Below are 6,926 nucleotides of genomic sequence, written 5' to 3' on the forward strand. Positions count from 1 at the left end.
GGTCTCCCTCGTCAGAGCACGGCGAGGACGAGCCAGGCGAACAGGATGCCGATGACCAGCGCTCCCGCCCACGACATTGCGGCGGCGGCGTACCAGTTCTGCCGCAGCTGCAGGTCGAGGTAGCGAGGGTCGTCGCGGGGAGTGCGGTCGAGCGCGCGGCCGGTGACCAGCATCGCGGGAAGGAGCAGCACGACGCCCAGCACGAGTGCCACCAGCTGCAGGAGAGCGGCCGACGACGCGTACCCCGGGGCGGCGACGTTGCGCAGCGATGAGAGGGCGGCAGCGATGTCTTGCGGACCGCAGATCGCGATCAGCGCCACCGTGCCGATCACGCGCACGACCACGCGCGCCGCGGCATCCGTCGGCGTCGGACGCCTCTGGGGCAGAGGTTCGCCGTGCTCGGCCCGCCACGACTCGCGCGCGGTGCGCCGCTGCAGCAGCGGCCACAGGAGCAGCGCGACCATGCCGGCGAGAATCCAGGCGAACACCTGGTTGGCCGAGACGGCGATGCCGAGCTCGCGCGCTCCGAGGATGCCGCCGATCCACAGGGCGATGACGAGAGGCACCGAGAGGCAGACCGCGGCGATCACGACGAGCGTGCGCACGACGCCGCGGCGACGGCGCGGCGCGGTCGGCTCGTCGTGAGGCTGTGGGGTCTGCACCTCCTCAGCATAGGAAAGCGCGAGCGGGAGGCGTGCGGCATCCCGTGAACGACGGATGCCGCGGCGTCAGCTCGCGTGCTTCACGAAGTACGGCACCACCTCGTCGGCGTCGCCCTCCCCGGACTTCTCGAAGGCGACGACGACGGCCGCGCCCTGCGGGTCGTCGTCGTCGAAGCCGCGCAGCTCGGTCCACCACCACGGGCCCTCTTCGAGTTGCACGATGCCGACGACCGTGCGCAGGGTGGAGCCGTCCGGCATGCGGGTGTGCGGCGCCGCCCACGAGACGACGTGTCCGCGCCCGCACGCCGCCTCGGGCACGAAACGCTGCCGGTCGAATGCGGTCTCGGTGTGCGGATCGCACAACTCACCCGTCGTCGTGTCGCGCAGCAGCAGGAACTGCCCGCGTGCGGTGCCATCGAAGAACGCGGCGGTCGCCGCGTCGCGACGTACCGGAATCATGGCCATGTCATCCTCCTCTTCGGACCGTGCCGAGTTCAGACCGTGCCGAGCACGAGAGTCGCGTGGTGATCGAGGGTGCCGCCGTTGCCCGAGACGAGAATCCGATCGTGCTTCTCGACCTGGCGCTCGCCGGCCTGCCCGCGAGCCTGGATGACCGCCTCCGACAGCGGCGTCATGCCCCACAGGTAGTACGACGACAGTTCGCCGCCCCCGGTGTTGACCTTGAGCCGGCCGCCGACGCCGAGCATGCCGTCTTCGGCCAGGGCGGGTCCGCCCTCGCCCTTCGGCACGAACCCGTAGTCCTCCAGCGTGACGAGGGCGGTGTAGGTGTAGCAGTCGTAGACCTCCACGACGTCGATCTCGTCGAGGGTCGTATCGGCCATGCGCAGGGCGGCCGGGCCGGAGCGGGCGGCTCCCGTCACGAGGCCGAAGTCGTCGTTGCGGATGCCGCCTCGGCCCGGGTGGGTCTGCGCCCACCCCCGCACCTCCACGGGCGGCTGCGGCAGCTCGCGCGCCTGATCGAGCGAGGTGACGATCATTGCGATCGCGCCGTTGGAGACGAGGCAGCAGTCCAGCAGGTGGAACGGCTCGCTGATCCACCGCGACGCGTGGTAGTCCTCGCGCGTGATCGGCGTGCGCAGCTGCGCCAGCGGGTTGAGGGCCGCCCATTCGCGCTGGGCCACCGCGATCGCGGCGAAGTGATCGTTCGTCGTGCCGTAGTGCTGCATGTGCCGCCGGGCCGCCAGCGCATAGGTCGTGTTCGCGCTGACGATGCCGCTGGCGGCCAGCATCCCCTGCCATCCGCGGGGAAGGCGGGCCGACGCATACGCGGCGGCACCACCGCGGTCGGCTGTCAGCGGATCGTCGGCCCAGACGATCGCTACCGTGCGTGCCGTGCCGCTGTCGATGGCCATCGACGCGTACTGCACCATCTGCGCGGCGGTGGAGCCGTACCCCTGCATCACGGTCAGCAGGTTCAGGTCGGTGAGTCCGAGCGCGACCTGAAGGTCGAGCCCGACGCCGCCGCTGAGGCCGCCCGACACCAACAGTCCGTCGATGTCGCCGAGGGTCAGTCCCGCATCGGCGGCGGCGTCGCGGACGGCGATCGCGGCGAACTGCGCCGCGGTGTACCCGTAGACCTTGCCGAGCTCGCTCATGCCGAGACCGGCGATGGCGGTGCGTGTTCTGGTCATGTCACTTCCCTTCCCAGCGCGGCGCGCGCTTCTCGGCGAAGGCGCGCAAGCCTTCGCGGGCGTCCGCGCTCGACATGATCGTGGCGACCTCCTCGTTCGAACGGTGCCAGTCGTCGCTCTCGTCGGCGATGACGCCGTCGCTGATGCCCTTCGCGATGCGTTTGCTCATCTGCACGGCGAGCGGCGCGTTGCGCACGATGTCGTCGGCCAGCGCGAACGCCGCCGGCAACAGCTCGGCGAGGGGAACCACCCGGTTGACGAGACCGAGTTCGAGCGCGCGCTGCGCGGTGAGCGGCCGCCCGGTGAGGATCGCCTCCAGGGCGACCTTCTCGGGAATCGCGCGCGGCAGGCGGAAGGCGCCGCCCGCGCCGGCGACGATGCCGCGGCTGACCTCGGGCAGGCCGAAGGCGGCGCTGTCGGCGGCGACGGCGAGGTCGCTCGCGAGCGTGATCTCGGTGCCGCCGCCGAGCGCGAAGCCGTTGACGGCGGCGATGATCGGCGTCGAGACGTGGTGCGAGACGAACCCGGCGAAGCCCCACGCCGCGCGTCGCTCGTCACCGTCCACACCGAGCTCGCCGGCGGCCGCCGCCTTCAGGTCGGCGCCGGCGCAGAACGCCCGGTCGCCGGCGCCGGTGATGATGACGACCCAGATGTCGCTGCGCTGGTCCGCGATCTCCAGCGCGTCACCGATGCCGATCGTCACGGCACGGTTGACGGCGTTGCGTGCCTCGGGGCGGTCGATCGTGACGAGCAGCACGTGGCCCCGCAGCTCGGCGCGGACGGCGCCGTCACCGCCGACGGGAACGGGCTCGGCGGGCAGATCCAGGGCGGGGAGGGGATCGGTGGTCGTGGTCATCTTCTCTGCGCTTTCGGTTCTCACGGTGTCCTCACGGTGGTGACGGTTCAGGCCGTCGCGGTCGCCGCCGCTGCCGAGGCCGCGGTAGGGAGCGGGACCGGGGCCGCGGGGTGCTCTTCGAGGTCCCCGGCATCCAACAATCGTTGGATCTCCTCCGGTGCCATGCCGAGCACGTCCGCGAGCACGGCTCGGGTGTTCTCTGCCGCCAGCGGCGCGGGCGCGAGCGTGGGCTCGGCGAGGGTCATCGTGCGCGCCTCGCCCAGGTTGGTGGGAAGCGGCGCCGGGAACTGGGGCTGGATGAGCTGGCCGAACGCGCCCCGCAGGCGCAGATGTGGGTCGGTCTGAATGTCGTCGAGGCGGAGCATCGGCCCGGCGGGCACGCCCGCCGCCTGGAGGGATGCCGCGGCATCCGCTCCGCTGCGCTCGCGCGCCCAGGCGGCGAGCACCGCACGCAGCTCATCGCGGTGCTGCCAGCGGGCCGCGGCGGTGGCCAACGCGGGATCCGCCGCGAGGTCGGGTCGTCCGATCGTGCGGCTGACCGCCGCGAAGCGCTCGTCTCCGCGGGCGTCGACGACCAGCCATTCGTCGTCGCCCGCGGCGCGGAAGACGCCGCGAAACGCATCGCCGCCGCGGTCGTTGCCCTCGGCCCGCGGCGCCGCGTCCGGCTCCAGGGAGGCAGCCGTCAGTGCATCGGCCATCGCCCCGAAGATCGCGTCGATCTGTGCGGTGCTGACGCGGCCGCCCCTGCCCGTGCGGTCGCGGCGCAGCAGCAGCGCGACGATCGCCGCGGCGTTCAGGCGCGCGACGACGTGGTCGGGGAAGATCGTGATGGCGTCGCTGTAGCCGTCGTCGTTGCCCGGGTAGGACCACAGCGTCGACAGTCCGGCGCTCGCGCGCACCAGCGGACCGTAGCCGAGGCGCCGACTCCACGGGCCGTGGTTGCCGAACGCGCTCGATTCCGACAGCACGATGCGCGGGTTCAGCTGCAGCAGCGTGGGCATGTCGAAGCCCAGGGACGCGAGCGTGCCGGGCTTGAAGTTGGTGAGGATCACGTCGCTGACCGCGACGAGCTCGCTGAACAGGCGCCGCCCCTCCTCGGAGCGCAGGTTCAGTCCGAGGCTTCGCTTGTTGCGCATGCCCCAGCTCGAGCCCTCGCTGATGAGCTCGCCGCCCAGCGTCTGACGCGAGCCGTCCGGGAACGCGCTCGATTCGATCTTGATGACGTCGGCGCCGTAGTCGGCGAACAGGCGTCCCAGCTCGGCGCCCACGACGATCACGCCGAGGTCCAGGACGCGCAGGCCCTCGAAGGGCGCTCGCCCCGCGTGAGCTCCGGGCTGGAGGGTGGGGAAGCTCTCGCGCGCGGCGAAGGAGAAGGCCGCGGCATCCACCGGTCGGCCATCGCCGGACCGAGCGCCGACACGCTGGTCGTCGATCTCGAACCAGCCTGTGGGCGCGACGGCGCCGGCGGCGAGGTCGGGCGCGTCGGCGAACGAGCCGCTCTCGCGGAAGGCCGGTTGCGCGAGTACGTCGGTCGCATCGGCGAGAGCCGCGGTCGGAACACCCCGCTGCTGGCCCTGCTCGACCGCCTCCTCCATCGTGAGCCCGGCGAACATGGCCCCGATGATCGGATACAGCGTCGCGGCGGCGGCGAAGCGCGCTTGCGTGTTGTCGTAGCGCGGGTCGGCGAAGGCCTCGGGCCGGCCGAGCCACTCGAACATGCCTTGCCACTGCCGCTTCGAGAGCACGCAGATGCGCACCCAGCCGTCCGTCGTTCGGAAGATCGGATACAGATGCCGCGCGTCGGGCCGGCCCCGCGGCAGGTCGCTGAGGGGAACACCCGCTCGCGCGCTGCCGCCGATGCCGAACACCGGATCCAGAATCTGGATCAGCGCCTCCTGCACCGAGAAGTCGGCGATGTCGCCCTGGCCGGTGGCGCGCACATGCGCCAGCTCCAGCAGCACCACCCACACCGCTTGGATCGCCGCGGACTCGTACGCCAGGAACTCCGGCGGCAGCAGCGGCTCGTCGACGTCGGGCAGCCCCGACCGGGACAGTACGGTGCTCAACGCCGCGTGCACGTCCGGCGTCGCGTGCCACGAGGAGCGGTCGCCGAAGTTGCCGAAGTCGCTCATCTCCACGACGACGAGTCGAGGGTTCGCTGCGCGCATGGTCGCCGCCGACAGCCCTCGATCGGCCCAGGTCCACGCCGATCCGTCGCGGATGACGACATCGGCGGATGCCGCGAGGCGCAGGAAGTCGGCGGCTCCCGGGGCGCTGGTGACGTCGACGATGACGTGGCGCTTGCCCCGGTTCTTCAGGCCGAAGGTGAGGTTGTCGGCGCCCACGAACACGCCTTCGCGGCGCGCCGGCGATCCACCGGGGGCTTCGATGCGGATGACCTCGGCGCCGAGGTCGGACAGGATGCGTCCGACGGTCTGCAAGGGACCGTCGACGGCGTCGATGATGCGGATGCCGGTGAGGGGGCGATCCAGCTCGGGTGAGGAAACGGCATCCATCGTCACTCCTTCGTGTCATGTGTGCCGGCCGGTGTGGCCGCCGCGGCATGGGAGGCGCCGCGGCTTGATGCCACTTTTGTCACGGCCGCTGCTCAGGCCCAGCGCAAACCCGGTCGCCCGCATCGTGCCCGGCGCGCGAGGTACCGGTACCCCAACTGACGCCGCTGCGCTTCGCGTGAGCCGCACGTTGCACCGGACCGAAAGCGCACGCTGAAGGGGTGAACATCGGACCCGTCGGGACACGAAGCCGATGCGTAGAGTGAGCCCGTGGAGCTTTCGCAGGTGAGGGCGTTCGTCGCGGTGTCGCGTCTGGGCACGATCAGTGCCGCCGCCGAAGAGCTGCACGTCACGCCGTCGCCGCTGAGTCGCACGATCCGCGAGCTTGAGCGTCGGCTGGACGGTGAACTGTTCCAGCGCACGTATCATCAGCTCGAGCGCACGCCCCTCGGCGAGCGGTTCCTGCCGCTGGCAGTGGAGATCATCGCGCAGGCCGACGAGGCCGAGGCGCTGTCCGCGGCAGGCTCCGTCCCTTTCCGCGTCGGAGGAACGCCGTGGACCTCGCGCGTCCTCAACCAGCGTCTCGCGGAGGTCAGCGAAGAAGTCGCGGGCAGGGCGCTCGGCTACGCGTCGGAGTTGTCCTCCACACTTCTCGGAGCGCTGCGACACGGTCAGCTCGATCTCGCGCTGGTTCATCTTCCGACCGACGCCCCCGGCATTTCGTCGCTGCCGTTGGCGCAGTACGGCTACGTCGTCGCGGTCGCCGATGGTGACCCGTCGCTCGATCTCGGGAGGCCGCTGCACCTCACCGACCTTGCCGGTCGGCGCATGCTCACCCTGCCGCTCATGATGCAGCCGACTGCGATGAGCGCGTTCGTCGATACGATCCACGCCGCAGGTGTCGAGGCGGTCGAGGAGATCGATCTGCGCGAGATCGTCGGTCTGCGTGGACGCATGGCGCGGACGGGAGAAGTCATGCTGATCACGCACAGCGATGAGCTGCCTGCGGCCGCTTTCTTCGATCTGAACACTGCGGCGACGTACCCACTCGCCTCAGGCGAGATCTCCCTGCAGGTCGGTCTCGCGTGGCGCAGCCGCGACATGCTGCACCGCGATCTGATCGAACGAATCGCAGCCAAGCTCTCACCGCCGGCGGGTGAGCTCCCGTACATCCGCTAGCGTGAGGCCCGTCGAGAAGGGCGTCCGTGGGCGGTCATCTCGCCGCGAGTTCGTCGCGCAGCAA

General features: G+C 71.1%; 6 protein-coding genes. 1 reads left to right on the top strand and 5 read right to left on the bottom strand.

The window, feature by feature from the left end:
• Positions 1-11: 11 nt before the first annotated feature.
• The 5 genes from I5I_RS05070 to I5I_RS05090 form a co-directional block, all read right to left on the bottom strand.
• Positions 12-662: a hypothetical protein gene (locus tag I5I_RS05070; RefSeq protein WP_036317228.1), complete on the bottom strand. Its 651-nt coding sequence runs from the start codon at positions 660-662 to the stop codon at positions 12-14.
• A gap of 66 nt (positions 663-728) precedes the next feature.
• The gene (locus I5I_RS17060) at positions 729-1,127 is read right to left on the bottom strand and encodes a hypothetical protein (protein ID WP_036317231.1); all 399 of its coding nucleotides are present in this window, start codon (positions 1,125-1,127) and stop codon (positions 729-731) included.
• A 29-nt stretch (positions 1,128-1,156) separates the two neighbouring features.
• The gene (locus tag I5I_RS05080) at positions 1,157-2,314 is read right to left on the bottom strand and encodes a thiolase family protein (RefSeq protein WP_036317234.1); all 1,158 of its coding nucleotides are present in this window, start codon (positions 2,312-2,314) and stop codon (positions 1,157-1,159) included.
• A gap of 1 nt (position 2,315) precedes the next feature.
• Entirely contained in the window at positions 2,316-3,170 is an 855-nt protein-coding gene (locus I5I_RS05085; protein ID WP_083867943.1) for a crotonase/enoyl-CoA hydratase family protein, read from the bottom strand.
• A 47-nt stretch (positions 3,171-3,217) separates the two neighbouring features.
• The gene (locus tag I5I_RS05090) at positions 3,218-5,686 is read right to left on the bottom strand and encodes a CaiB/BaiF CoA-transferase family protein (RefSeq protein WP_036317237.1); all 2,469 of its coding nucleotides are present in this window, start codon (positions 5,684-5,686) and stop codon (positions 3,218-3,220) included.
• 267 nt (positions 5,687-5,953) lie between these two features.
• On the opposite strand from I5I_RS05090, the gene I5I_RS05095 reads away from it, so the two are divergent.
• A complete protein-coding gene (locus tag I5I_RS05095) occupies positions 5,954-6,862 on the top strand; it encodes a LysR family transcriptional regulator (protein WP_036317240.1) in 909 nt (302 codons plus the stop codon).
• Positions 6,863-6,926 lie beyond the last annotated feature (64 nt).

Origin of the sequence: Microbacterium sp. B24, from assembly GCF_000333415.1 — a bacterium.
Lineage (GTDB): Bacteria > Actinomycetota > Actinomycetes > Actinomycetales > Microbacteriaceae > Microbacterium.

What these genes read in the sequence shown, in the direction of transcription:
- I5I_RS05090 (WP_036317237.1), bottom strand. Translation starts at nt 5,686, where the DNA reads ATGGATGCCGTTTCCTCACCCGAGCTGGATCGCCCCCTCACCGGCATC.
- I5I_RS05080 (WP_036317234.1), bottom strand. Translation starts at nt 2,314, where the DNA reads ATGACCAGAACACGCACCGCCATCGCCGGTCTCGGCATGAGCGAGCTC.
- I5I_RS05085 (WP_083867943.1), bottom strand. Translation starts at nt 3,170, where the DNA reads ATGACCACGACCACCGATCCCCTCCCCGCCCTGGATCTGCCCGCCGAG.
- I5I_RS17060 (WP_036317231.1), bottom strand. Translation starts at nt 1,127, where the DNA reads ATGGCCATGATTCCGGTACGTCGCGACGCGGCGACCGCCGCGTTCTTC.